Source organism: Antarcticimicrobium sediminis (assembly GCF_004348975.1).
In the GTDB taxonomy this organism is placed as follows: Bacteria; Pseudomonadota; Alphaproteobacteria; order Rhodobacterales; family Rhodobacteraceae; genus Antarcticimicrobium; species Antarcticimicrobium sediminis.
This window is the reverse complement of the sequence record NZ_SMFP01000007.1, coordinates 218,947-244,400: the sequence shown is the minus strand read 5'-3', so window position 1 is coordinate 244,400 and position 25,454 is coordinate 218,947. Positions and strand designations below refer to the sequence as shown.

Annotated in this window: 22 protein-coding genes, 1 tRNA gene and 1 rRNA gene; 19 read left to right on the top strand and 5 right to left on the bottom strand. The window is 62.7% G+C overall.

Annotation, left to right across the window (positions count from 1 at the left end; genetic code table 11):
• From rrf to E1B25_RS12680, 3 genes are all read left to right on the top strand, one after another.
• A 5S ribosomal RNA gene (gene rrf, locus E1B25_RS12690) occupies positions 1 to 80 on the top strand; the annotation flags it as partial.
• 488 nt (positions 81 to 568) lie between these two features.
• Positions 569 to 645, top strand: a tRNA-Met gene (locus tag E1B25_RS12685).
• 183 nt (positions 646 to 828) lie between these two features.
• Positions 829 to 2,847, top strand: coding sequence for a DEAD/DEAH box helicase (locus E1B25_RS12680; RefSeq protein ID WP_132829773.1), 2,019 nt, complete (start codon positions 829 to 831; stop codon positions 2,845 to 2,847).
• Positions 2,848 to 2,936: 89 nt separating this feature from the next.
• Here the strand turns inward: E1B25_RS12680 and E1B25_RS12675 are convergent, their stop codons facing one another.
• The 3 genes from E1B25_RS12675 to E1B25_RS12665 all read right to left on the bottom strand — a co-directional run bounded on the left by E1B25_RS12675 (position 2,937) and on the right by E1B25_RS12665 (position 4,633).
• Positions 2,937 to 3,644, bottom strand: a complete 708-nt coding sequence (locus tag E1B25_RS12675) for a 5-formyltetrahydrofolate cyclo-ligase (protein WP_132829771.1) — start codon at positions 3,642 to 3,644, stop codon at positions 2,937 to 2,939.
• Positions 3,637 to 4,122: a DUF488 domain-containing protein gene (locus E1B25_RS12670; protein ID WP_132829769.1), complete on the bottom strand. Its 486-nt coding sequence runs from the start codon at positions 4,120 to 4,122 to the stop codon at positions 3,637 to 3,639. Before E1B25_RS12670 ends, E1B25_RS12675 begins: the two co-directional genes overlap by 8 nt.
• Positions 4,123 to 4,189: 67 nt before the next feature.
• Positions 4,190 to 4,633, bottom strand: a complete 444-nt coding sequence (locus E1B25_RS12665) for a group III truncated hemoglobin (RefSeq protein ID WP_132829767.1) — start codon at positions 4,631 to 4,633, stop codon at positions 4,190 to 4,192.
• Between the two features lie 87 nt (positions 4,634 to 4,720).
• Between E1B25_RS12665 and E1B25_RS12660 the strand changes: the two genes are divergently transcribed.
• The 6 genes from E1B25_RS12660 (at position 4,721) to E1B25_RS12635 (ending at position 12,813) form a co-directional block, all read left to right on the top strand.
• Positions 4,721 to 5,137 (top strand): RrF2 family transcriptional regulator, encoded by a 417-nt coding sequence (locus tag E1B25_RS12660; protein ID WP_132829765.1) that lies wholly within the window; start codon positions 4,721 to 4,723, stop codon positions 5,135 to 5,137.
• Between the two features lie 446 nt (positions 5,138 to 5,583).
• Complete coding sequence (locus E1B25_RS12655) at positions 5,584 to 7,005, top strand: MBL fold metallo-hydrolase RNA specificity domain-containing protein (protein WP_132829763.1); 1,422 nt, start codon at positions 5,584 to 5,586, stop codon at positions 7,003 to 7,005.
• Entirely contained in the window at positions 6,992 to 7,870 is an 879-nt protein-coding gene (locus E1B25_RS12650; protein ID WP_132829761.1) for an LOG family protein, read from the top strand. Before E1B25_RS12655 ends, E1B25_RS12650 begins: the two co-directional genes overlap by 14 nt.
• A gap of 3 nt (positions 7,871 to 7,873) precedes the next feature.
• The gene (locus tag E1B25_RS12645; RefSeq protein WP_132829759.1) at positions 7,874 to 8,914 is read left to right on the top strand and encodes an HlyD family secretion protein; all 1,041 of its coding nucleotides are present in this window, start codon (positions 7,874 to 7,876) and stop codon (positions 8,912 to 8,914) included.
• 3 nt (positions 8,915 to 8,917) lie between these two features.
• The gene (gene rbbA / locus E1B25_RS12640) at positions 8,918 to 11,686 is read left to right on the top strand and encodes a ribosome-associated ATPase/putative transporter RbbA (protein ID WP_132829757.1); all 2,769 of its coding nucleotides are present in this window, start codon (positions 8,918 to 8,920) and stop codon (positions 11,684 to 11,686) included.
• A gap of 2 nt (positions 11,687 to 11,688) precedes the next feature.
• The gene (locus E1B25_RS12635) at positions 11,689 to 12,813 is read left to right on the top strand and encodes an ABC transporter permease (RefSeq protein ID WP_132829755.1); all 1,125 of its coding nucleotides are present in this window, start codon (positions 11,689 to 11,691) and stop codon (positions 12,811 to 12,813) included.
• A 22-nt stretch (positions 12,814 to 12,835) separates the two neighbouring features.
• Here E1B25_RS12635 and E1B25_RS12630 read toward each other — a convergent pair whose 3' ends face one another.
• The gene (locus E1B25_RS12630; protein WP_132829753.1) at positions 12,836 to 13,603 is read right to left on the bottom strand and encodes a DeoR/GlpR family DNA-binding transcription regulator; all 768 of its coding nucleotides are present in this window, start codon (positions 13,601 to 13,603) and stop codon (positions 12,836 to 12,838) included.
• A 189-nt stretch (positions 13,604 to 13,792) separates the two neighbouring features.
• On the opposite strand from E1B25_RS12630, the gene E1B25_RS12625 reads away from it, so the two are divergent.
• From E1B25_RS12625 to E1B25_RS12585, 9 genes are all read left to right on the top strand, one after another.
• Positions 13,793 to 14,764: an ABC transporter substrate-binding protein gene (locus E1B25_RS12625; RefSeq protein WP_132829752.1), complete on the top strand. Its 972-nt coding sequence runs from the start codon at positions 13,793 to 13,795 to the stop codon at positions 14,762 to 14,764.
• Positions 14,761 to 16,467 carry an ABC transporter permease gene (locus E1B25_RS12620; protein WP_132829750.1) on the top strand — a complete coding sequence of 569 codons (1,707 nt, stop codon included), beginning with the start codon at positions 14,761 to 14,763 and terminating at the stop codon, positions 16,465 to 16,467. The genes E1B25_RS12625 and E1B25_RS12620 overlap by 4 nt, the downstream gene beginning before the upstream one ends.
• Positions 16,455 to 17,531 carry an ABC transporter ATP-binding protein gene (locus E1B25_RS12615; RefSeq protein WP_132829748.1) on the top strand — a complete coding sequence of 359 codons (1,077 nt, stop codon included), beginning with the start codon at positions 16,455 to 16,457 and terminating at the stop codon, positions 17,529 to 17,531. The genes E1B25_RS12620 and E1B25_RS12615 overlap by 13 nt, the downstream gene beginning before the upstream one ends.
• Complete coding sequence (locus tag E1B25_RS12610; RefSeq protein WP_245510708.1) at positions 17,524 to 18,609, top strand: MBL fold metallo-hydrolase; 1,086 nt, start codon at positions 17,524 to 17,526, stop codon at positions 18,607 to 18,609. Before E1B25_RS12615 ends, E1B25_RS12610 begins: the two co-directional genes overlap by 8 nt.
• Positions 18,606 to 19,169 carry a histidine phosphatase family protein gene (locus E1B25_RS12605; RefSeq protein WP_245510707.1) on the top strand — a complete coding sequence of 188 codons (564 nt, stop codon included), beginning with the start codon at positions 18,606 to 18,608 and terminating at the stop codon, positions 19,167 to 19,169. The genes E1B25_RS12610 and E1B25_RS12605 overlap by 4 nt, the downstream gene beginning before the upstream one ends.
• The gene (locus E1B25_RS12600; RefSeq protein ID WP_132829744.1) at positions 19,157 to 19,603 is read left to right on the top strand and encodes a phosphatase domain-containing protein; all 447 of its coding nucleotides are present in this window, start codon (positions 19,157 to 19,159) and stop codon (positions 19,601 to 19,603) included. The genes E1B25_RS12605 and E1B25_RS12600 overlap by 13 nt, the downstream gene beginning before the upstream one ends.
• A 134-nt stretch (positions 19,604 to 19,737) precedes the next feature.
• Complete coding sequence (gene pepT, locus E1B25_RS12595; protein ID WP_132829742.1) at positions 19,738 to 20,982, top strand: peptidase T; 1,245 nt, start codon at positions 19,738 to 19,740, stop codon at positions 20,980 to 20,982.
• A gap of 316 nt (positions 20,983 to 21,298) precedes the next feature.
• Positions 21,299 to 22,639, top strand: coding sequence for a ferredoxin reductase family protein (locus E1B25_RS12590; RefSeq protein ID WP_132829740.1), 1,341 nt, complete (start codon positions 21,299 to 21,301; stop codon positions 22,637 to 22,639).
• 85 nt (positions 22,640 to 22,724) lie between these two features.
• A complete protein-coding gene (locus tag E1B25_RS12585) occupies positions 22,725 to 23,690 on the top strand; it encodes an MBL fold metallo-hydrolase (RefSeq protein WP_132829738.1) in 966 nt (321 codons plus the stop codon).
• A 38-nt stretch (positions 23,691 to 23,728) separates the two neighbouring features.
• Here the strand turns inward: E1B25_RS12585 and trhO are convergent, their stop codons facing one another.
• Positions 23,729 to 24,634 (bottom strand): oxygen-dependent tRNA uridine(34) hydroxylase TrhO, encoded by a 906-nt coding sequence (gene trhO / locus E1B25_RS12580; protein WP_132829736.1) that lies wholly within the window; start codon positions 24,632 to 24,634, stop codon positions 23,729 to 23,731.
• Positions 24,635 to 24,797: 163 nt separating this feature from the next.
• On the opposite strand from trhO, the gene pncA reads away from it, so the two are divergent.
• Positions 24,798 to 25,391, top strand: coding sequence for a bifunctional nicotinamidase/pyrazinamidase (pncA, locus tag E1B25_RS12575; protein ID WP_132829735.1), 594 nt, complete (start codon positions 24,798 to 24,800; stop codon positions 25,389 to 25,391).
• Positions 25,392 to 25,454 lie beyond the last annotated feature (63 nt).

Genomic DNA, 25,454 nt, shown 5'->3' with positions numbered 1-25,454 from the left:
CATCCCGAACCCGGAAGTTAAGCGCTGTCGCGCCAATGGTACTGCGTCTTAAGACGTGGGAGAGTAGGTCACCGCCAAACCTAATAAGGACTCCCATGATTTCTCTCTGACGGTATCAATACCAAAAATCACCCAAAACTTAGCGCCGTCAACTTGCTCCGACGCCCCCAGTGGCGCGTGCAGGCGTTCCGGTTCTGGCCGCCGACCCGGAACCAGTCCCGGCGGATACCTCTGCCAGGCAAGTCGGGCCCCAGCGCAAAACCACAGGCGATCCAGAGCCACAGATCCACCTCGAAGCAACGCCTGCATCACGCGCGTGTGGTGGTGAACGAGGATAACGGCCAGCTAAGTCTGGCGATCACGCTTGATTTAGAATCAACCACTTACAGTTGTGTGACTCGGGTCTGATCGGCGTGGCTGAAACCGGATTCGACCTCTTTGCGTCTGGTCCGAACAGTCCGGCGAAGGGGCTTTTTCTGTTCGGCGAAAGAAAGATGACAAAACTATGAAAAAGACCCCATTTGGCCCTTGAGGTTCCAGGGCGCTTTGACTAGGTAAGCATCACTGGCGCGGGATGGAGCAGTCCGGTAGCTCGTCAGGCTCATAACCTGAAGGTCGTAGGTTCAAATCCTACTCCCGCAACCAGTCCTACAGAGCCGCCCGTAGCAACGATGCTACGGGCGTTCCTGTTTTTCAGCCAGGGGCGATAACCGCCGGTTTTGCGTGCCCCTCAACACCCGATATACTTTGCCCTTCAGGGCAAAGACCTCGCGCCGCTCTGGCCGTTTCCCAGATCTTTCCGCCGCTCTTGAATGGATTTTCCCAGATATGATCACCCCCCTGTCCGAGGCGCTCGCTGAGCATGGTTTCGACAAGCTTACCCCTGTTCAGGAGGCTGTGATCGCACCGGAACTCGCGGCATCGGACCTTTTGGTGTCCGCTCAGACCGGGTCGGGTAAGACCGTTGGTTTCGGATTGGCGATCGCCGAGACGCTGCTTGGAACCGAGACGCAATTCGGTCCTGCGGCGACGCCTTTGGCGCTGGTCGTTGCGCCGACCCGTGAGTTGGCCTTTCAGGTTAAACGTGAGCTTGCTTGGCTCTATGCGCGGACCGGCGCGGTCGTCACCTCCTGTGTCGGTGGCATGGATGTGCGTCAAGAGCGCCGCTCGCTGGAGCGGGGGGCCCATATCGTTGTTGGCACCCCCGGGCGGCTGTGTGACCACATCAATCGCGGGGCGCTCGATCTGAGCGGGCTGCGCGCGGTCATCCTTGATGAGGCCGATGAGATGCTTGATCTCGGGTTCCGTGAGGATCTTGAGTATATTCTCGGCAAGTCCCCGGAAGAGCGGCGCACATTGCTGTTCTCGGCGACTGTGCCGCCGATGATTGCCAAGCTCGCGCAAAAGTACCAGCGCGATGCCAAACGGATCAGCACCCTGAGCGGCACCAGCCAGCATGCCGACATTTCCTATCAGGCGGTCCGGGTGGCTGCGTCTGACAGCGAACACGCGATCTTCAACTTGTTGCGGTTCCATCATGACGAAGGCGCCATCGTCTTTGCCAATACCCGGGCGGCGGTGAACCATTTGGCGGCGCGGCTGGCAAACCGTGGCTTTTCCACAGTGAGCCTGTCGGGCGAATTGAGCCAGGCCGAGCGGTCGCATGCCTTGCAAGCCATGCGCGATGGTCGGGCGCGAATCTGTGTGGCGACCGATGTGGCGGCGCGCGGTATCGACCTGCCGAACCTTAACTTGGTGATTCATGCCGATCTGCCGTCCAATGCCGAAAGCCTGCTGCACCGGTCGGGTCGGACCGGGCGTGCGGGCCGCAAGGGCATCTCGGCGCTGATCGTCCCGCCCAAGGCCGTCAATAAGGCCGAGCGGTTGCTCAAGTGGGCCAAGATTTCCGCGGAATGGACCGTGGCGCCCTCGGTCGAGGATATCGTGCACCAAGACGAGGAACGTCTTTTGAACGATCCGGCGTGGAGCGAGCCCGTGACCGAGGAGGAAGCGGCCTTTGCCGTGAAACTGCTGGCGCGTCACAGTGCCGAGGCCATTACCGCAGCCTATCTGCGCCTGTACCGGTCGCGCTATGCTGCGCCTGAGGAACTGTCGGCGCCGGATGCGAAACCCGCCGCCCGCTCCGAGCGGAGCTTTGGTCCGAGCGGTTGGATCGCGCTTTCCGTCGGACGTGGTGATCGGGCCGAGGCGCGCTGGATCCTGCCGCTGTTGTGCCGTGCCGGTAATTTGGACAAGTCCGGGATCGGCGCCATCCGGGTGCAGGACAGCGAAACCTTTGTCGAGCTTTCGAAACCCGTCATTGATGGATTCATGAAGAACCTTGGGGCGGACAACGTGTTGGAAGAGGGCGTTTCGGTCCGTCTTCTGGATGGCCCGCCCGAGTTGGGGCCGCAGAGCCGCCCACCGCGACAGGATACCGCAAGAGCCCGCCCGCCCCGGCCTTCTGGCAGCGAGGGCAAACCCCGACATGCCGGTGGTCCGCGCAAGGATAGCGCGGCAGGCGGCAAGCGGCGCGAGAGCGACGCTCCCCCGGCCAGTGCACCTGCCCCGAAGCCGGCGGCTGCGGAAAAGCCAGCACATACCGCAGCGCCTGCACGTAGTGCGGCCCCCGCTCCCGAGCGGGCCCCCGAGCGCGCCCCGCGCGCCAAGGGCAAGCCGAAGCCGGAAGAGCGCAAAGTGGTGGTCAAGCCTGTTGGTGCCTCGGCGCAAAAGCCCAAGGGCAAGCCAAAGAAGAAAGCGTCCGGGGCACCCGCCGATGCCCGCGATGTCTCCAAGCGGTTTGATCCCAAGGGCAAGCCGCCTCGGAAGCCGCGTAAACCGAAGTAAAATCGTAAGCAACGTGGCCCCGCGCCGGTCTGGCTGTCCTCGGTTGGCAGGTCAGTCCGGGCGGGGCCGCCTCTGTTCAGGGGCCAGCTTCACCTGGGCATCGACTCGGCTTTGATCCCGGTTTCGGTCAGGATGACGTCGAGCGCGATGTCATGCGGTTGCGGATAGAGGGTCGCGAGCTGCGCGGTCTCGAACCCAATGCCGATGGCGAAGGGGCGCGGTGTCAGCGCCGCCAAGGTCCGGTCGAAATAGCCCCCACCATAGCCAAGTCGATAGCCATCAAGGGTCCAGCCGACCAGCGGGGCCAGCGCGATATCAGGGGTGAGCGCGGGGGCCTCCGGCGGTGGCACGGGGATGTTCCAGTCGCCGCGCACCATGCGCATCTCGGGTGTCCAAAGTCGAAAGACCAGCGGGGCGGCTTTGGTTTCCACCACGGGCAAGGCGATCCTCACCCCGGTTTTGTGCAAGTCAGCCATCAGCGGGCGCAGGTCGGGTTCCCCCTTGATCGGCCAATAGGCCGAAAAGGTCAGGCCGCGGACGCCATCAAACCTGTCCTGCAAGAACCGGCGCAGATGCCGTGTCAGCGCGTCGCCGACGCTTTGACGATCGGCCACTGAAAGAGCTTGGCGTTCGGAGCGCAGCCGGTGCCGCTCGGCCTTGCGCCAGCGGGCGACGTCGTGGGCCTGTTCGGGATCGACGGCCAGCGGATCGAAATAGTCTGGCGCAATCTCGGCCGCATAGCAGGGCGGCGAGGAAAACCCGCTTTTGCATCTGAAGCTTTCGAAATCCTCACTCATGGCATCCCCCCTTGCAGCCTGCGAACTGTGCGCCCTCCGTGGGTGCGGTGAGCCCCGAGACTGTCGATCCGCTCTCACCCCCGCCCTCCCGCGCAATGCGATGGCGCAGATAGTCCCGCAGCACGACGGCGTTGTTGTGCGCCTCGTCTTTTGACGCGTAGAGCAGGGTGACGGTGCTGTCTTTCGCATATTCGACAAGCCTGCGGAGCAAATCGTCGTTGCTCGCCAGTTCATTCCGATAGCGGGCGCTGAATGCGCCCCACCGATCTGGATTGGCGTGAAACCAGTGGCGCAAATCGTCGCTTGGCGCGATGTCTTTTTCCCAGCCCTGCAGTCGCGCCCGATCCTTGGACATCCCGCGTGGCCAGATACGGTCTATCAGGATCCGTTTGCCGTCGGACGGGTGTGCGTCCTCGTAGATTCGCTTGATGCGGAGGCGATCAGCGGGTGTGCTGGCGAGAGGGGGGCTTGGCGGCATTTGCTGTCTCCTGAAGTATCGGGTCAGCCCGCCGCTGGTTGCATGGGTGTCATGGCCGTTGTCCCGTTCATTGCAGGGATGGAACCGTTTGGGGTTTCGCGTCCTCGATTGCCATGTGCAGCGAGCGTGCGATCCGCTCGGCCCGTACGACAACATAGGCGGCGCCCTCAGGGGAACAGGTCTCGGCGGCGGTTTCGCGAAACAGGTCTAGCCAGCGCTCGAACTCGGCCCAGCCAACCGGCAGGCCGACATGGGCGGGCACCGGCGCACCGTGATAACGCCCCGTCATCAGCGCGACCGAGGACCAGAACGCCACCATCCGTTCCAGATGCGGGGCCCAATCGGTAATGCGCGCGGCAAAGATCGGCCCCAGCACCGCATCCTTGCGGGCCTTGCCATAGAAACGGTGCACAAGGTTGGTCAGGACGGCCTCGTCAAGTCCGGTCCGCGCCATGATATCAGCGGTAAGTTTCGGGCGCGTGGATATGATTTCAGATGCAGTTGGTGACATCGGCGTCTCCGGTGTTAGGACTTGATTTCAGATCTACGCCTGATAATAGGTACTGTAAATACTCATTCAAGCCAGCGACGGGGCCATATGCGTCTGACATCTTTCACTGACTATGGGCTGCGTATGTTGATGCGGATGGCAAGCACGCCCAGCAAGGCGTTTTCGACCGCTGAACTGGCCGAGGAATTCAATCTGTCCAGAAACCACCTGAGCAAGATCATGCAGCAGCTTGCCCGGGGCGGGATCGTCGAAACCCGGCGCGGCAGCGGTGGCGGCGCGGTGTTGAGAGAGCCCCCCGAGGACATCAACCTTGGCGACGTCGTGCGATTGCTTGAACAGGGCCAGGCGCTGGTCGAGTGCTTTGGGCCCGAGGGTGGCGACTGTTCCATCACAGGGTGCTGTCGTTTACAGGCGCGTCTGCGTCACGCCGAGGCGCGGTTTCTGGAGGATCTGAACAACTCCACACTCGCCGATATCGCGCTGCCCGTCAGGGCCGCAGCGTAAGGCTGAACCGCAGCGCAAGGCATCTGCAGGGCCAGCCTCGATTTTTGCGATGATCGCGCGGTGCCGAAACGGGGGGGCTTGTCTGTTCGCGCCATTGATCTCGCGTCAGGAGGTCGTCTGACGTGCTGGGCTGGGCCAGTATGGCAATCAAGACTGCAGCCAGAACACCCGTTTTTGTAAGCTCCATTTCTCCTGTCGTTTCCCTGAGGCCCATGCTGGAACAGGTGGCATTGCAAAAGATAGTAATTGATTACTCTCTATCGGCGAGTCATACTGAGTTTGAAAAGGATTCTTGCTCCGCCATCAGAGTACGAGATTCGTCATGCTTGGCCGCTGATTTCGGGCGAAATGGAAAAGATGTGCGCCGCCGCGCCGCGCGCGTTCGCCATCTATCGGCGCGGTACGTCCACGTCGCAAACAAGTGAAAAGACGGGGGGAGCAACGGCATGAACATTCAGTTTTTAGGGGCCGCACGCGAGGTCACAGGATCGTGCTATCTGATCGAAGCGAACGGTCTGCAATTCTTGGTGGATTGCGGCATGGTGCAAGGCGGCCGCGACGCCCCGGAACGCAACCGCACACCGTTCGACTTCGATCCCAAGAAGATCAGTTTCGTGTTGTTGACCCACGCCCATATTGACCACAGCGGCCTGCTTCCCAAACTGACCTGTGCGGGGTTCAAGGGGCCGATCTATACGACATCGGCTACTGCAGATTTGCTCGGCGTCATGTTGCCGGACAGCGCCCACATTCAGGAATCCGATGCCGAGAGGGTCAAACGCAGGTCACATCGCGGAAAGACAACAGCCTCGTCCGAGCCGATCTATACGATGGCGGACACGCGGCAATGCCTGCGTCAGGTTCGGGCGATTGGCTACGATGACATGCTCGATCCGCACCCCGCGGTGCGTTGCCGTTTCCGTGATGCGGGCCATATCCTTGGCTCTGCCATCATCGAGGTCTGGATTACCGAAAACGGCAAAACCACAAAGATCGTGTTCAGCGGCGATCTGGGGCAGCCGGGGCGGCCAATCCTGCGCGACCCGACCGTCATCGAAGAGGCCGATTTTCTGCTGATCGAGTCCACCTATGGAAATCGCGATCACAAGGACCAGACGTCGACGCTGGACGAGTTGGTCGACATCGTCGAACACACCCGCCACGCCGGGGGCGGCAACATCATCGTGCCCGCCTTCGCGGTCGGGCGCACCCAAGAGATCCTGTATCACCTGCATCGGTTGACATGTGAGGGGCGGCTGCATGACCTGATGGTCTTCGTGGATTCGCCCATGGCCACCGAGGTGACGCGGATCACCCGCCAGCATCTGGAACTGTTCGATGAGCAGGCGACAAAACTGGCGGGCTGGCACAAGCTTGGCGCCGACCTGCCGTATTTGAAATTCACCGCCAGCGTCGATGAATCCAAGGCGCTCAACCTGATCAGTTCCGGCGCGATCATCATCTCGGCCAGCGGCATGTGCGATGCCGGGCGTATCCGCCACCATCTGCGTCAAAACCTTCCCCGCCGCGAATGCGTGGTTTTGATCACCGGCTTTCAGGCCAAGGGCACATTGGGCCGACGCCTTGTGGACGGGGCCCGGCAGGTGCGTTTGTTTGGTGAGGATGTGCCCGTGCGCGCCGCCATTCACACGCTGAACGGCTTTTCGGCCCATGCGGATCGCACCGCGCTTCTGGCTTGGGCAGACGGCTTTGCGACGCCACCGAAACAAACCTTTGTGGTGCATGGCGAGGCCGATACGGCGCTGGAATTTGCGGAAAAACTGCGCGCGGACAAGGGCTGGACTGTCTCCGTGCCAGAGCTTGGATCAAAGGTCGACCTTGAAGGCGGGCGCGATGATCAGCAATGAGGAACGCGCAGTATTGACCGACACGATCCGGCAGAATCCGGCATATCGGCTCGCCTACGCGGACGCGGATCTTATGGCGCATGATGATCTGCGGGCGGTGCGGTTGCAACTGGAGCTGATCAAGCCTGAGCGCGCCTTGCGTCACCACGCGATCCGCTCGACCGTTGTCGTGTTCGGCAGTGCCCGTATCGTGGCGCCGGATCGGGCGCAACAGCACCTGAAAGACGCCCGGGCGCAAGGCGACCCCGCTGATCCGAAAGCCCTGCGCGCCGTGGCCCACGCCGAACGTCAAGTCCGTCTGTCACGCTACTATACCGAGGCGCGACGCTTTGGCGAATTGGTTTCGTTGCGTTTTCAGTGCGAAGATCGGCGTGACTTTGTGGTTGTGACTGGCGGCGGCCCCGGGATCATGGAAGCGGCAAACCTTGGCGCCTTTGATGTCGGGGCGCGCTCGGCGGGGCTGAATATCACCTTGCCGCAGGAACCGGCGCCAAACCCCTTCATCACCCCGGATCTGGCCTTTCGGTTCCGCTATTTCGCCCTGCGCAAGATGCATTTCCTGATGCGGGCCAAGGCGCTTGTTGCATTTCCGGGCGGTTTTGGCACCTTGGACGAGCTGTTCGAAGTCCTGACGCTGGTGCAGACCGGCAAGATGCCGAGGCTGCCCATTGTGCTGTTCGGTCCGGACTTTTGGACCCGGGCAGTGGATTTCGATTTTCTCGTCGCCGAGGGCATGATCGCCCCGCAGGATCGCCAGTTGTTTACTCTGGTTGAAACCGCGGATCAGGCCATCGCTGCCCTTGTCGGGTTCTATCACGACCAGCCGCCGGACGCGCCGCAACCTGACTCCGAAGGAGTTTTCTAAGCCATGTCACGCAAAATTTCCATCGTTCTCGTCGTCGCTGTTCTGGCGGCTTTTCTGGGCTACGCCGCCTGGAAGGTCTTGTTGGCGCCCAGCGATCTGCCCCCTGACGGTTTCGCCCGTGGCAATGGCCGGATTGAGGCGGATCTGATTGACGTTTCCACGCGACTGGCCGGGCGGGTTTCAACCATTTCCGTGCGCGAGGGCGATCTGGTGCAGCCGGGGGATGTGCTGGCGGTGATGGATACCACGGAACTGGTGGCGCAGAAGATGCGGGCGGAGGCAGCGGTTGCCAGTGCCGAAGCGGCCGTGGCCGTGGCGCAGGCCGGTGTAACGGAAACCGAGGCCCGGCTTGCGCTGTCGCGAAGTGAGCTGGCCCGCGCCGAAACGCTGAATGAACGCGGCGTGGTCAGCGGCGAGGAGTTGGATATTCGCCGCACCGAGGCGCAACTGGCCGCGGCAGGCCGCACCGCAGCAGAGGCTGGCGTCGTGGCCAAGCAACGCGCGGTTGACGCCGAATCGGCTGCCCTGCGCGAGATCGAGGCGCGCATCGCTGACAGCACCCTGTATGCGCCGCAAGTCGGGCGCGTGCTTTACCGTCTTGCGCAGCCGGGCGAAGTGCTTGGCGGCGGTGGCAAGGTGCTGACGCTGGTCAGCCTTGGGGATGTCTATATGGAGTTCTTTCTGTCCGCCAGCGCCGCCCCAAGGGTGCGGCTGGGCGACGACGCGCGCATCGTTGTCGATGTCATGCCCGATGTCGCGGTGCCTGCTGTTGTCAGCTTTGTGGCCCCGCAGGCGCAGTTTACGCCGAAACAGGTAGAGACCATCGAAGAGCGTGAAAGCCTGATGTTCCGCATCCGCGTGCGGCTTCCGCAAGAGATGGTGGCCAAGCGCCTTGCTCAGGTCAAGACCGGCGTGCGCGGCGTGGCCTGGGTGCGACTGGCGGGGCCGGATGGCAGCGTTCCCGACTGGCCCGAGGGGCTGACGCCGCCCCTCGCCACAGGTCTGCCCGCGCCGCAGCATGGCGCGGCTGGCGGCGGCAACTAGGCGATGAATGCGACAGGCACCCCGGAGCTGATGGCGGCAAGGCTGACAGGGGTGAAACACCGCTATGGCAAGGTGCAGGCGCTGAAGGGTGTGACGCTGGACCTGCCGGTCGGAAAAATGGTCGGGCTGATCGGGCCGGACGGCGTGGGAAAGTCCACGTTGATGGGGCTGATCGCCGGCGCCAAGCGGTTGCAGTGGGGCGATGTCGAAACGCTGGGTGGCGACATGGCCAGCGCCCGCCACCGGGCAGATGTCGGGCAGCGGATCGCCTTCATGCCGCAGGGGCTGGGGCGCAATCTGTATCACGATCTCAGCCTGCAGGAGAATCTGGATTTCTTCGGCAAGCTGTTCGGGCTGGGAAAGGCCGAGCGTGCGGCGCAGATTTCCCGACTGACCCGCGCCACCGGCCTTGCGCCCTTTATGGATCGGCCTGCGGGCAAGCTTTCGGGCGGGATGAAACAAAAGCTGGGGCTCTGCGCCTCGCTGATCCATGACCCCGATTTCCTGCTGCTGGACGAGCCGACAACCGGGGTCGACCCGCTGTCGCGCCGCCAGTTCTGGGATCTGATCGACGCGATCCGGGCCGACCGCCCCGAGATGAGCGTGCTGGTTTCCACCGCTTATATGGAAGAGGCCGCGCGCTTTGGTCATCTGGTGGCGATGGATGCCGGTACCATTCTGGCCACAGGAAGCCCCGCCGAGCTTATGGAGCGGACCGAAACCGGGACGGTCGAGGCCGCCTATGTGGCACTGTTGGGGGGCAAATCCGGCGCCGCCCCGGAGCCCGCCTACACCGCCCCGGCCAAAGATGCTGACGCCGGGCCCCCTGCCATCCGGGCCCGGAACCTGACCAAACGATTTGGCGATTTCACCGCCGTAGACTCGGTCAGTTTCGAGATCGCGCGCGGCGAGATTTTCGGCTTTCTCGGCTCGAACGGCTGCGGCAAGACCACGACGATGAAGATGCTCACCGGGTTGACGCCCGCCACCGAGGGTGAGGCGTGGATCTTCGGCAAACCTGTGGATGCGCAAAACCTTGATGCGCGCCGCCGCGTTGGATTCATGTCGCAATCGTTCTCGCTCTATGGCGAGTTGACGGTGCGCGAGAACCTGGTGTTGCACGCGCGGCTGTTTCATCTGGGTGCTGAGTTGACCGCCGAGCGGATGGGCGAACTCGTGCCGCGCTTCGGGCTTGAACCCTATCTGGATCAGGGGGCGGCATCGCTGCCGCTTGGGGTGCGTCAGCGCCTGTCGCTGGCGGTTGCGGTGATCCACGCCCCTGACATCCTGATCCTTGACGAGCCGACCTCCGGCGTCGACCCACAGGCGCGCGATGCGTTCTGGGACATGCTGTTGGAACTGGCGCACCGGGATGGGGTGACGATCTTTATCTCGACCCATTTCATGGACGAAGGCATGCGCTGCGATCGCATCTCGCTGATGCATGCCGGAAAGGTTCTGGTGTCGGACGCGCCCAAGGCGCTGATCGCAGGGCGCGGAGTCGAGACGCTGGAGGATGCCTTTATCGCCTATATGATCGACGCCCAGCCCCCCGAGGCCCCGGCGGATGAGGGTCTGCTGGCCGTGGACGCCGGCAAGGCGCACAGTACATCCTCGTCGCGATTCAGCTTGCAGCGGCTGCTGGCCTTTACCACCCGCGAGGCGATGCAGGTGCGGCGCGATCCGGTGCGACTGGTGTTTTCCTTTGTCGGCAGCGCGCTTTTGCTGCTGATCATGTCCTTTGGCATCTCGCAGGAAGTGCGCAACATTCCTTTTGCGGCCTTCGATCTGGATCAAAGCCCGGAAAGCCGCGCCTACCTGTCGGGGTTCGAGGAATCGGTCTGGTTTTCCCAACGCCCCGCGATTTCAGACAACGAAGAACTAAACCGCCGTATGGCGAGTGGCGAACTGGCGCTGGCGATTCAGATTCCACCTGATTTTGGCAGGTCGGTGCGGCGGGGCGAGACAGCTGAAGTCTCGGCGCTTATCGATGGCTCTGACACCAATCGCGCGGGCACGGTGGAAAGCTATGTCGCGGGGGCACATGCAAACGTGTTGTCCAGCGATGCGCTTTCCAATCTGGCGCTGCGCACTCTGGCCACACCGCGCGCGCCGGATGCCGCGCCGCCCGCGCAGCTGATCCCACGCTTCCACTACAATCCGGCGATGGAAAGCCTGCCCGCGATCGGTCCGTCGATCCCGCCGCTTTTGCTGTTGCTGTTCCCGGCGATCCTGATGGCGGTCAGCGTGGCCCGCGAAAAAGAGATCGGGACGATCACCAATTTTTATGTCACCCCGACCAATCGGGTCGAATTCCTGATTGGCAAGCAACTGGTCTATATCGGGATCACGCTGCTTAATTTCGTGATCCTGACGGCGCTGGTGGTGACGGTTCTGGGGGTTCCGCTCAAGGGCGATCCGGTGGCGCTGGTGCTGGGGGCGCTGCTCTATGCGGTGGCGGCAACGGGGTACGGTCTTGTGGTCTCCATGCTGACCAAGACGCAGGTGACGGCCGTGTTCGCGGCGGCGATCCTGTCGGTGATGCCGACCTTGCAATTTTCCGGCATGATCACGCCGGTCTCGTCGCTGGAAGGGGCGGCGCGTATCATGGGTACGTTCTGGCCCACGACCTGGTACATGGGGATCAGCGTCGGCACCTTCACCAAAGGGCTGGGCCTGTCCGAGCTGTCTGGTCACCTGTTGCGTCTTGCCGCCTTTGGCCCGGTCCTGACCTTGTTGGCCGTGCTGGCCTTGCGCAAGCAGGAGACGTGATCATGCAGCGGCTGACAAATATCTTCTGGCTCATGGGAAAAGAGCTGAAAAGCGTGCTGGGCGATCCGGTGATGGTGATCCTGATCATGTGGTCCTTTGTCGTCGCTGTCATGCTCGAGGCCAGCGGTGCCGGTGACACGGTTTATAACGCCGCCATTGCCGTTCTGGACGAAGACAGCTCTGCCTTGACGCGGCAACTCACCGATGCGCTCGGGCCGCCATGGTTCCAGCCGCCGGTGCTGGTTACGCCCGATCAGGTGGCACTGAGAATGGATGCCGGGGAAATCATGTTCGTGCTCAGCTTCCCGCCCGGGTTCGAGGCCGATGTGATCGCTGGCCTGATGCCAGCCGCCCAGCTTGAAGTCGACGCCACGGCGGTCAGTCAGGCGCAGCTTGGCACGGATTACATCACCAATATCCTGACCACTGAAACGCGCGCCTTTCTTTCAGGCAGTCCGGATGCGCCCGAGGCTGCGTTGCGGCTGGAACTGCGCCGCGCCTTCAACCCCAATGGCAACCCGGTCTGGTTCAAGGCGGTGTCGTCGCTGCTGAACCAGCTTTCGCTGCTGACCATTGCGCTGACCGGGGCGGCGATGCTGCGCGAACGCGAACAGGGCACCATCGAGCATCTTATGGTGATGCCGCTGACCCCGTTCGAGATCGCGGTGTCCAAGGTGCTGGCCAATGTCGTCGTGGTGCTGGCGGCGTTCACGCTTTCGTTGCTTTTCGTCGTGCAGCAGGTGTTGCAGGTGCCGGTGGCGGGTTCGGTGCCCCTGCTCCTTGCGGGAACCGCGGTCTATCTGGCCGCCGCCGCCGCGATCGGGATGTTTCTGGGCACGATGGCGCGCAGCATGGCGCAGTTTGCGCTGCTGGTGATCATGGTCATCATCCCGATCATCATGCTCTCGGGTGGTATGGGGGCGATCGAAAGCCAGCCAGACCTTGTGCAACGGATGACGATGGCCTTGCCGTCGCGGCATTTTCTGGCCTTCGCCAAAGCGGTCGTATTTCGCGGGGCGGGGCCCGGTGCGGTCTGGATCGAATTGTCGCTGATGGCTGGCCTCGGGTTAAGTTTCTTCGCCGCAAGCCTGTTTCTGTTTCGCCGTTCGATGAGCGTTTCGGGATAACGGCGTCGGCTTGGAGCGCGCCTTATACTTGGCGAATGTCGCAGGTCGATCCTTGTGTGGCCTGCAGCAGGGCTTCGGGCAGGGTCCCGCCGCAAATCACCCGATCCAGTGACTCGAGCCGACCCCAACGGTGCGGGGCCTTGCGCCCGAATTTTGCATGATCGATGACGAGAGTGCACTCTTGTGCGCAGTCTGAAATCGCCTGACGGGCACGAATTTCATCAAGGTTGAAATCAAGCAGATCGCCGGTTTCCGACACACCGCCAACGGAAAAAATGGCGTGGTCAAACTGCAGCCCATCAAAAAACGCCAAGCTTTCCGCGCCAATGAAATCCATGTCGCGCAGGCGCACTTTTCCGCCCGCAAGCAGGATCGTGATGTCTTGGGCCATTCTCAGCGCCATCACCACATGAATGTTGTTGGTGGCGACGGTCAAACCCACGTGGCCGACAAGCGCCCGCGCGACAGCTTCGACCGTTGTGCCGGTCCCCAACGCCACTGTGGCGCCGTTCGGTATGATGTCGGCCATCGCCGCGCCGATCCGCGCTTTTTCGTCGCGAGAGGCGGTCGCGCGGGGTTGGTAATCTATGTTCTCGCTTGCCGTCGCCAGTGTGACACCGCCATGGCGACGCCGCACAATGCGCGCCTCATCCAGGGCGCGCAGATCTGCGCGCAGGGTCTGGACCGTGACGTCCAGCATGTCCGACAAGGCCGCGCTGGACAGCTCGCCATAGCTGGACAGCAGGTTGACAATGCGGTCTCGCCGACGCGCCGTTTCTGAAGGGGGCATATTCGTTCGAAGCCTCTATTTCCAAGGAAAGGATATGAAAGGCCTAGGGATGGCGCAATGATAATTGGGAAAATCATATAATTTATAGAGTGTCACGGAACTGTAATGTGCCGCGACTAGGTAGTCGGCGAAAGAGGCGATTCCCCTCTGTTTTCTTTCGAACGAAACCAAACGTATCAGGAGACTCTGATGTCCCGTTCCCTTTTGGCTGCCACCCTTGCGCTGGCGCTTCCGACCTTGGCCAGTGCCGAAACCCTGACCTTGTACACCTCGCAACCCAACGCCGATGCGCAGCAGACGGTCGATGCGTTTGAGGCGGCCAACCCCGATATCACGATCGAGTGGGTCCGCGATGGCACAACCAAGCTGATGGCGCGTGTCGCGGCCGAGATCGAGGCCGGCCAACCGCAGGCGGACGTCTTGCTGATCGCCGACATGGTGACATTGGAAGGCTTGGCGCAAGCCGACAAACTGGCCGCCTATCAGTCCCCCGAAGATGCGGCCTATGATGCCTCGCTCTACAGTGCGGATGGCTATTATCACTCCACCAAGCTGATCACGACCGGTATCGTCTATAACACCGGCGCAGACACGGTGCCGACCTCTTGGGCGGATCTGGCGAAACCGGAGATGGCGAATCTGGTTGCGATGCCCTCGCCGCTGTATTCCGGCGCCGCGCTGATCCATCTGGCGACGCTGACGGGCACTCCGGGCCTTGGCTGGGACTATTACGAGGCGCTGGCCGCCAACAACACCCGCGCCGAGGGTGGCAATGGCGGCACCTTCAAGGCGGTTGCCGCCGGTGAGAAACCCTATGGTGTTCTGGTCGACTTTCTGGCGATCCGGGCCAAGGCAAACGGCTCCCCGGTCGAGTTCGTCATTCCTGAAGAGGGCGTGTCCTATGTGACCGAACCGGTCGCCATCATGGCCGGCACCAAGCACATGGATGCGGCCGAGAAATTCGTCGATTTCCTGTTGAGCGAAGCCGGGCAGGGTCTGGTCGTTGACATGGGCTATATTCCGGCCCGCAACGGCATGGACAGCCCCGAAGGCTTCCCCGCACGCGGTGACATCACCCTGATGGCGTTTGATCCGGCCAAGGCGCTGGCCGATGCGACCGCGAACAAGGAACGCTTTGCGAAGGTGTTTAACGCCAAATGAACGCGTCCACGCCTGCGCGTGGTGGTGGCCGGTCTCTGGACCGGCTGCTGCCGTTTCTATTGCTGCCGGTGGCGCTGATCGCGCTGGGTCCGGTGGTGCGCTTGCTGCTTGAGGGGGTCACGGGCGGTGACGGCTTTACCACCGACCATCTGACGACCGTGCTGACACGCCCCTCGACCGGGACCGCGCTGCTGCATTCGCTGATCACCGCCGGCGGCGGCACGTTATTGTCGGTGCTGATTGGCGCCGCCTTTGCCTATCTCGTGGCGCTGACGGATATTCGCGGCAAGGGTGCCTTGGTCTTTTGCCTGATGGTCCCGATGATGATCCCGCCGCAGATCACGGCGCTGGCGTGGATGCAGATGGCCGGGCCGTCCTCGACCCTGCTCAAACTGCTGGGGATCGCCCCGCCATTGGGCAGCCCGCAACCGCTGCACTCTCCCGGCGGCATCATTCTGTTGCTGGGGATCCAACACGCCTCTCTGGTGTTCCTGACCCTGCGCGCCGGGCTGCGGATGATTCCTGCTGATCTGGTCGAGGCGGCACGCATGTCCGGTGCGGGGTCGTTTCGCGTCTGGATGCAAACCGTTTTGCCGCTGTCGATGCCCTCCCTGATTGCGGGCGGCGCAATGGCGTTTGTCACCGCCTTGGGGAATTTCGGCATCCCTGCGATGCTGGGTATTCCTGCGGGCTATGCGACCCTGCCGACGCTGATTTACCAGCGGCTTGTCGGCATGGGCCCCGCTGTTCTGCCCGAGGTCGCCGTTCTTGCGCTGTTGATCGGCGCGGTCGCGATCATCGGCGTGTTGTTCAGCCGGGCGGTTCTGTCGCGCCGTGGCTTCGGCCTTGTCGGTCTTTCGGGAAACCCCCTTGCGCTGACCCTTGGGGCGGCACGGCGGCCGGTCGAAATCGGCCTCTGGGCCTTTATCTTCGTGATCCTCGCCTTGCCATTGCTGGCGCTTTTGGCAACCTCGCTGATCCCGGCCTATGGCGTTCCGTTGACCTTTGCAAACGCCACGCTTGAGGCGTGGAAAGAGGTGCTGTTCACGCAACCGGTGACGCGGCGGGCCTATGGCAATTCCCTGATGCTTGCGACCTCGGCGGCGGCGATCTTGCTGGCGATCAGCCTGCCCTTGGCGTGGCTGATGGAGCGGCGATCCAACCGTCTGAGCCGTATTCTGGATGCCCTGATCGACCTGCCCTATGCCTTGCCGGGGGTTGTGCTTTCGATCGCCTGTATCCTGACATTCCTGAACCTGCCGTTCACCGATCTCACGCTTTATGGCACGATCTGGATCATCCTGATGGCCTATCTTGCGCGGTTCTTCGTCGTGATGCTGCGCCCGATTCAGGCCAGCATTGCCCAGCTTGATCCGGCGATGGAGGAAGCCGCCGCAAGCGTGGGGGCGCATCTGGGTCGGCGGTTGCGCGATATCGTTCTGCCGCTTGCCGCGCCCTCGGCCGCCGCCGGTGCGATCCTTGTTTTCCTGACCGCAGTGAACGAACTGACCGTTTCGGCGCTGCTATGGTCCTCGGGGACCGAAACGTTGGGCGTGGTCATCTACAATCTCGAAGACAGTGGCGAAACGATTATGGCCTCGGCCTTGGCGATGTCGATCGTGCTTCTCATCATCTTTCTGATGGGGCTGGTTCAGGCCGGTGCCAACAGATTTCCAAAGGGGGTCATCCCATGGCAGAGCTGAATTTTTCCAATTTGTCCAAAAAGTTCGACGGTGTGCCCGCGCTGCATGAAATCAACGCCCAGATCGCATCCGGCGAATTCGTGGCGCTGCTTGGGCCGTCGGGCTGTGGCAAGACAACGCTGTTGCGACTGACCGCCGGATTTGAACACCCCAGTTCGGGAACCATCCATCTGGGCGGGGACAAGGTGGCGGGTGATGGTCATTTCGTGCCCCCGGAAGAGCGTGGAGTCGGGATCGTGTTCCAGTCCTATGCGCTTTGGCCGCACAAGAGCGTCCATGCCAATGTGGCCTATCCGCTAGAGGTGCGGCGGGTGCCGCGTCCCGAGCGCGAGGCGCGCGTCGCCGAGGCGCTGGCCCTGACGGGGCTGAGCGCCTTTGCCAATCGCATGCCGTCGCAGCTTTCGGGGGGACAACGCCAGCGCGTCGCCCTTGCACGCTGTTTGGTGTTTGACCCGCGCGCCGTTCTGCTGGACGAACCCCTGGCCAATCTGGATCTCGCCCTGCGCGCCTCGATGCACGAGGTGTTTTCCCTGTTTCACCGCCGTACCAAGGCGACGATGCTGTATGTCACCCACGATCAGGGCGAGGCTTTGGCGCTTGCCGATCGGGTGGCGGTGATGGAGGCGGGCAAGATCCGGCAATTCGCCGCGCCCGAAGTGCTGTATCGCGAACCGGTGGATTGTTTCGTCGCGGGCTTCGTCGGGGATGGGGCGGTGGTGTCAGCCGGGATAACGGGACAGACCCGGGAAAACCGTCTGGTGGTGAATGTCTTTGGGCAAGAGGTTCTGTCGCGCAGCGCAACGACCGAGCCGAGCCATGTCTGCATCCGCCCCGAGTCGATCACGCTGTGTAACGACGCCCCGATCCGCGCACGCGTGCTGTCATGTACCTATCTTGGTGGCCGCTTTCGGCTGACCCTGGATGCGGCGGGCGAAACACTTGTCGCCTTTGCCAGCCAACGGGCCGCCATCGGAGAGACGCTTGGCGTCAAATTGAATGACCTCTGGGCGTTCCGGGATCCCGGGGCTGCGGTTGTGATGGCAAAGAGTTTGGCCCATGCGTGATAACATCGACGTAACGACCGCCTGGGTCGAGGTCTTGTCCGGTCTTGGGGAAAAGGGGCCCGCTTGCATCCGCCTTTGGACGGGGCGGGCGCTTTGGGTGCTTGATGTCGGTGTCGGGCCAGAGGCGACCTCGCCGTTCAAGCGGCACTGGCTGGACGGTGCGGATCGGGTTTTTGTCTCGCATGATCATATCGACCACATCGGCGGCGTGGCGCATGCGGTTTCCGCCGGTCTTCCGATCCATTGCACGGCACAGACAGCGCGCGAATTGCCGCCCGGTGCCAAGGTCGAATATCTGTCCGAAACCGGCCAGAGCGTGATTGATGGCGTGACGGTCACCACGGGCCGCAATGGCCATGCGCTGGGCGGGGTCTGGTTCCATTTCGATCTGGGCGACGGGCTGTTCTTTTCCGGCGACTGGTCCGAGGAAAGCGACTGGTTCGCCTTTGATGCGCCGCCGCCGGCGCGAACGGCGCTGATTGATGCGTCCTATCATCTGGATGACGTGCCACAGACACAGCGCCGGGCGGGGTTGGACCGGATGCTGGCGCAAAACGAGGGGCGCCAGATCCTGTTTCCGGTGCCGCCCTCCGGTCGCGCCGGCGAATTGGCGCTGCATCTGTTGCGCCATGGCGAGGTCTCGCTTGATGACACCTGCCAGCTGGCCATTTCCCGTGCCTTGCAAAGCGGGACACTGAACAGCTCTGCCTCCCAACTGGCGCCGCTGCTGGGGCGCAGCTTTGATCCGAGCGCGCGGTTTCTCGTGTGCGACACCCCGAATGCCGATGCCGGTATGGCGTGGCAGATGGTGCAGACGTGGCGCGATGCGGGGCGGCTGGGGCAAGATGCGATGGTCGTTTTCACCGGACACATGACGGCCCATGCTCGGGTGATCGCTGCTCAGGGTGGGGAGTTCCTGCGCTGGAATGTACATCCACCGCTGTCGGATCAGATCCATATGATCCGCAGCCTTGGCGCGCATCTGTACGCGCCGCTGTTTTGCGCAAATCCCGAAGACTATCTTCTTGAGTCGCGCATCGAGGCGGGGCTGTTGTTTCACGAACGGTGTGTCTTGTGATCCTTGCCAAAACCGCTTTCGTTCTGGTCCGCCATGGTCAGACCGACGCCAACCGGGACGGGCGCATCGCGGGCCGGATCGAGGCGCAGTTGACCCCGGCGGGCCGCAGTGCCGCCTGTGCCCTGTCCGACTGGATATGGCCGCGCAACCTTGTGCTGTTCGCCAGCCCGCAGCACCGCGCGCAGGACACGGCGCGCCTTGGCTTTCCGGGGCGCACGCCGGTCGTGCTCGAGGGGCTGCGCGAACGGGATTGGGGCGCGTTCGAGGGGCGCCCGGTGTCCGAACTACCGCCGCGTGAACAGACCCCGCCGGCGGGTGAGGCGTGGCTTGATATGCTCCAGCGCGTCGCCGCCGCGATCACCGCAGCGCAGGCGCAAGGCGCAGGTGGGCTGCCGGTCTTGGTCGCCCATTCAGGCGTCATTCGGGCCGCTCGCCACCTCACCGGCGGAACGGCGCACGGGCCATCGCCGGCCAACTCCACCCCCTATCTTTTCACACCCAGCACAGATGGCTGGCGCGAAATCATGCCAGCAAAGAAAGACAAAACATGGATTGCGTGATCTTCGACATAGACGGAACCCTTGCGGAATTCGATGCGGAGCGGTTGGGCCATCTGGTCCACGGGAAGACCAAGCAGTGGCAAGACTTCCACGAGGAAATGGCGAGCGCCCCGCTGATTGAACCTGTTGCGCGCCTGTTGCACAAGCTCAAGGCGCAGGGGGAGGCCGTCGTGCTTTGCACTGGCCGCCCCGAAGGGTGGCGCGGCTATACCCTCGCGTGGCTCGACGATATGGGCATCCCCTTTGATGCGCTTTATTTGCGCAGGCAGGACGAAGACCATGCCAGCGATCCAGATGTCAAACGCTCGGCGCTGGGGCGGATCCGCACGGATGGCTATCGGCCTTGGCTGGTTGTCGATGACCGCAGCTCGGTCGTCGCCTTCTGGCGCGAGGCCGGGCTGACCTGTCTGCAATGTGCGCCGGGAGACTTTTGACGGCGCAAGGCCCGTCGTGGCGTGCAGCGTTCGCCTGCCGATCTATCGCGTCGTGGCAGCGAGCGTGCGACAGGCCGGGGTCTTGACTCTTTCCTGCGCGCGCTTCCTTCTCGCGACAACTGAGAGGACGCCAGATGCAAAACAATTTCGCCAAAGAACTCGAAGATCGGCTGGTCCGATACGCCGCCATCGACAGCCAAAGCGACGAAGATTCCGCCACGTCGCCCAGCACCGACATTCAGTTCGACATTCTGCGCGTGCTGGAAGGGGAACTGAAAGGCATCGGGGCCACAGATGTGCAGCTTACCGAATATGGCACTGTTCTGGCGACGATACCGGGCACCCGTGCGGGCCCGAGCGTCGGTTTTCTGGCGCATGTCGATACCGCGCCACAATTCAACGCGACCGGGGTCAAACCGCGTGTTGTCCGTGGCTATAACGGCGGCGACATCACCTTTCCCGATGATCCGGCTCTGGTGCTGTCGCCCGAGGCCTACCCCTATCTGGCGACGAAACAGGGGCATGATATCATCACCGCCTCTGGCACCACGCTTCTGGGGGCTGATGACAAGGCGGGGGTTTCGATCTTGATGACCGCCGCGCGCCACCTGTTGGCGCATCCTGAAATTCCGCACGGGCCGATCCGCATTGCCTTTACCCCGGACGAGGAAATCGGCCGTGGCGTGGCCAAGGCGCTGCCCGCCGATCTGGGCGCGGATTTCGCCTATACGTTTGACGGCGGCAAGGTGGGCGAGATCGAATTCGAGACCTTCTCGGCCGATGCCGCCGAGATCACCGTCACCGGCGTGTCGATCCACCCCGGCTTTGCCAAGGACAAGATGGTGAACGCCATCCATCTGGCCGCGAAAATCATCCAGACCCTGCCGCAGGCGACCATGACGCCCGAGGTCACCGATGGGGTCGAAGGCTTCATCCATGCCACCGAGATGACCGGCGGTTCGTCCGAGATGAAGATCAAGCTGATCCTGCGCGATTTCGAACGCGATGGCCTTGCCGCCAAGGGCGACTTGGTGCGTCAGGTCTGTGCGGCGGTGCAGGCGACAGAACCGCGCGCCAGCATCACCTGCGACATCCATCCGCAATACCGCAACATGCGCTATTGGCTGGAAGAGGATATGACCCCGGTCGATCTGGCCCGCGACGCCTGCCGCAAGCTTGGGATCGACCCTGTTTCTGTCCCGATCCGCGGCGGCACAGATGGCTCGCGCCTGACCGAAATGGGGGTGCCGACGCCGAACCTGTTCACCGGGATGCAGAACATTCATGGCCCGCTGGAATGGATCTCGGTGCAGGATATGGCGGTCGCGACCGAGCTTTGCCTGACCCTTGCCGAACTGGCAGCAAAAGAGGCCAAATAGGCGGCCCTGAGCCGAGGTCTGATCCACAGTAAAAGAAGATCTGAAAAGATTGCAGAAGGCGGGTGCACGATCGAGAGTGTGCCCGCCTTTTTGCTGTGCCCGCCTTTTGATCGTGGCTGATCCTGTTCCGGCCCCTGTGAAATCACGCAGGAACGACCATGCCCAAAGGCCTGCCGGACAAGATTCAGCACTCGCAAAGCCCGACGGGCGGGCGAGTTTGACCCCCCGGGGCCACCTTGACACATGTCATTCCGTCCGCGCCGGATCGGGCGTAGTCAGAACGCGCCCCGAATTCTACAGCGAAAGTCGACACACCATGAAGAACATCAAGATCGCCTTGTGGGGAATATTGGCCATTCTCAGCGGTCTTTGGCTTATTGCCAATCTCCCCTTTCCTGACGCTCCCGGTGTTTTCGGGGTCCGAAAGCTGCTGGTGCAATTCTCTGGCGTGATCGCCCTTGGCGCCATGAGTGTCGCGATGATCCTTGCCACCCGCGCGAAATGGCTGGAGCCTTGGCTGAAAGGGCTGGATAAATCCTATCGGCTGCACAAATGGCTGGGGATCACGGCGCTGATCGTCGCGATTGCGCACTGGCTGGCCGTCAACGCCCCGAAATGGCTTGTCGATCTTGGCCTGTTGGAGCGCCCCAATCGCGGACCCCGATCCGGCAATGGGGCAGAGTTGGGCGGGCTTCAGACCTTTTTCAACAGCCAACGCGACACCGCCGAGATGATCGGCGAATGGGCGTTCTATGCCATCGTGCTTCTGATCGCGCTCGCGCTGATCAAACGCTTTCCGTACAAATATTTCGCCACCACCCATACGGTGATCGCGGTGGCCTATCTGACGCTGGTGTTTCACGGCGTGGTGCTGATGGATTTCGACGCATGGATGCAACCGGTCGGTCTGGTCACGGCGGCCTTGATGATCGGCGGCGTGATCTCGGCGGTGCTTGTGCTGAGCCGGCAGGTCGGGCGCAGCAAGACGGTCTCGGGCACCATCGAAAACGTGCGGACCTTCCCGAAGATGGGGGTTACAGAGGCCCAGATCAGGCTGGACGAGGGCTGGGCCGGGCACGAGGGCGGGCAGTTCGCCTTTGTCACCTTCGAGCGGCGCGAGGGGAAACACCCCTTTACCATAGCCTCGGCTTGGGATTCGGCCACGCGCAAGGTCATGTTCATCACCAAGGGGCTTGGCGATTATACCGCCCTGTTGCCTGAGCGGATCCACCCGGGCGACGCGGTGCGGGTTGAAGGCCCCTATGGGTGTTTCACCTTTGATGACAACAAAAAGCGGCAGATCTGGATCGGTGGCGGTATCGGCATCACGCCGTTTATCGCCCGGATGCAGCAGCTTGCCCAAGGCACGACACCGCAGAAGATCGACTTGATCCACAGCGTCAACGAGATCGAGCCAGAGGCGTTGGAGCTTTTGAAAGCCGACGCCGAGGCCGCCAACGTCACCCTGCATGTCATGCTGCCCGACCGGGACGGGTTTTTGAACGGGGACCGGCTGCGCGCGATGATCCCGGATTGGAAATCGGCCAGTGTCTGGTTCTGCGGCCCTGCGGGGTTCGGTCAGGCGATCCGCAAGGACATGATGGCCCATGGCCTGTCGGGGGATGCTTTCCATCAGGAGTTGTTCAACCTGCGTTGAGCGCGCATCGACCTGTCGTGTGATGTCACAGGGCGCCCGGAACCGAGTCCGGGCGCCTGCATATTCGAGTGCATAGGGGGGAGCCATGCCAGAAACTACAAGGAACGATCAACGGAGTGCGGCGAAGGGGGCGCTTGGCGCGGTCTTCGGGGCCATCGCTCTCGTGTCTGGGCTGAGTGCGACTCCGGTCGCTGCCGGGGCGCTGGAGATTCAACCGGTGGCGCCGGATGTCTGGGCGTTGGTCGGGCCGATGGACCAGCGAGACGCTGAAAATCTGGGAAATAACGCGACCTTTGGCGTGGTGGAGACGACGCAAGGTGTGGTGTTGATCGACCCGGGCGGGTCCTGGGCCGGGGCGGCGATGATTGATGCCACCATTGACCAGATCACCGATGCACCGGTCGCCTATGTCATCGACAGCGGCGGGCAGGATCACCGCTGGATCGGCAACGGCTATTGGCAGGCGCAGGGGGCAAAGGTCATCGCGTCCGAAGCCGCCGTGCGCGATCACAAGGATCGCGGCTCGATGCAGATGACGGCGCTCGCCGCCTTTCTGGGCGACGCGCTGGCCGGGACAGAGCCGTCCTATGCCGATATCACCTTTGCAGACAGCTATACGCTGGAACTGGGCGGTTTGAGCCTTGAGATCACCCATGCCGGGCAGGCCCATACCCCGGGGGACAGTTTTATCTGGCTCCCGGCGCGGGGCACGATGTTCACCGGGGATATCGTCTATGTCGACCGGGTGTTGGGGGTCGGGCCGCAATCCAACGTGCGCAGTTGGATCGCTGTGTTCGAGGCGATGGCGGCGCATGAGCCGGTGCATCTGGTGCCCGGGCACGGCATGGTGACGACGCTGGAACAGGCGCGGGGCGACACATATGCCTATCTCGTCAACCTGCGCCATCGCATCGGCGCGCTGCTCGAGGCGGGCGGAGATATCCTGCAAGCGCCAGAGATCGATCAGTCTGCCTTTGCCCATCTGGCGCAATTTGACGCGTTGGCCGGTCGCAATGCGCAGGCCACCTATGAACAGATGGAGTGGGAATAGGGCGCCAGTTCAGACCGGGGAGGGGGACCTGAGCTGGCCTATTCCGCCGCCATATGCCTTTCGCCCCGGGCATGGGCCAGCGCGATCTGTTTTTGCCGCTCGCGAAAGCGCGCCTTGTCCGCCTCGGAGGTCTCGTTGATGCAGTGATGACAGGAAACGCCGGCCTCGTACTCCGGGCGGGCCTTGTCCTGCGGCAGAATCGGGCGGCGGCAGCCGTGGCACAGCTCGTGCGGGCCCTCTTTCAGCCCGTGGCCGACCGAGACGCGGCTGTCGAAGACAAAGCATTCGCCCTGCCATGTGCTGTCCTGTTCGGGCATTTCCTCAAGATAGCGCAGGATGCCGCCTTTGAGGTGATAGACATCCTCGACCCCCTGTTCGAGCAGGAAGTTGGTGGATTTCTCGCAGCGGATGCCGCCGGTGCAGAACATCGCGATCCGCTTGTTGTGAAAGCGGTCCTTGTTCTTTTCCCACCAGGCGGGAAAGTCGCGGAAGGTGTCGGTTTCGGGATCGACCGCGCCTTCAAAGGTGCCGATGGCGACCTCGTAATCGTTGCGGGTGTCGATCACCGCCACATCGGGCGCGCGGATCAGGTCGTTCCACGCCTCGGGCTCGACATAGTGGCCGACGCGGGCGCGCGGATCGACATCGGGTTGCCCCATGGTCACGATCTCGCGCTTCAACCGCACCTTCATACGGGGAAAGGGCGGATGGTCGCTGGTTGCCTCTTTCCACTCCAGATCGGCACAGCCGGGCAGGGCGCGGATATGGGAAAGTACCGCATCGATCCCGGCGCGGGGACCGGCGATGGTGCCGTTGATCCCCTCCTGCGCCAACAGCAGGGTGCCCTTGACGGTCTGCGCGAGACAAAGATCCAGCAGCGCCGGTTTCAGCGCGGCGGGATCGGCGAAGCGGGTGAAGTGATACAGGGCGGCGATGGTATACATGGCGACGGATTTAAGCGCTTGGCTCGGGCGGAGCAAGGGTACAGATCGGCGCAGCCCCGGGTGCTATCGTTGGCGCTGTCGCCGGCACAGGTCCAGCCAGCGCGGCAGTTGCCATTGACTAGGCCGCGACGGGTTTCTACCCCTTGTACAAAGGAGAGTGCCCATGACCCATGCCCTGATCGTGATCGACGTCCAGACCGATTTCTGCCCCGGCGGCGCATTGGCGGTGCCCGAGGGTGATGCCGTGGTCGACCCGATCAACGCGATGATGCCCGATTTTGATGCGGTGATCCTGACCCAGGATTGGCATCCCTCGGGCCATTCCTCTTTCGCGTCCTCGCATCCGGGCAAGGTGCCCTATGACGTGATCGACATGCCCTATGGGCCGCAGGTTCTTTGGCCTGATCACTGCGTCAAGGGAACGCCGGGGGCCGAGTTCCAGGCCGGGCTGCGCACCGATGCGGATCTGATCCTGCGCAAGGGGTTTCGCCCCGCGATCGACAGCTATTCCGCGTTTTTCGAGAATGACCACGAGACCGCCACCGGGCTTGAAGGCTATCTGCGCGCCCGCGGAATCAACCAGCTGACGCTGGTCGGGCTGGCCACCGATTTCTGCGTGCATTTCTCGGCGATGGATGCCGCACGGCTGGGATTCGACGTGACCGTGCGGCTTGACGCCTGCCGCGCCATCGACCTTGAAGGATCGTTGCAACGGGCGCTGGACGAGATGAAAAACGCCGGTGTCGCGCTCGCCTGAAGAGTTTGTTAACGCTGCGGTGGCTTACTGGGCTGGAGACGGGTTCAGCCAACAGGGATCTAC